The sequence below is a fragment of the Amycolatopsis sp. SID8362 genome (genome assembly GCF_010550475.1).
Classification (GTDB): domain Bacteria; phylum Actinomycetota; class Actinomycetes; order Mycobacteriales; family Pseudonocardiaceae; genus Amycolatopsis; species Amycolatopsis eburnea.
Window position 1 is genome coordinate 1 of record NZ_JAAGNB010000570.1, and the last position, 320, is coordinate 320.

General features: G+C 77.8%; 1 pseudogene. It reads right to left on the reverse strand.

The window, feature by feature from the left end:
* Positions 1 to 21: 21 nt before the first annotated feature.
* Positions 22 to 320: pseudogene (locus G3I65_RS17460) on the reverse strand (SAM-dependent methyltransferase); the annotation flags it as partial.

Genomic DNA, 320 nt, shown 5'->3' on the forward strand with positions numbered 1-320 from the left:
GCGACGGCCGGAACCCGCCGGTCAGGAGCGGGGGCGCGCCACCGCGTGCAGCCGCGAAGCGATCTCCCGCAGGGCCGGCGTGCCCGCCGCCGCGAGCTCGAAGTCCGCCAGCTCCTCTTCGCGGACGTCGCCCGCCACCAGGTCCGAGATCACCCGGTCGCCCTGCAGCAGCGTCACGTCCAGGCCGGCCGCCTCCAGCTCGGTGCGCAGGCCGGCCGCCGAGAACCGGCGCAGCACCGTGTCGCCCGCGACGACGCCGTCCGCGCTCTCGAGCAGTTGCCGGGACTCGCCGACGCGGCCGGCGAGCGCCCGGTGCAGGA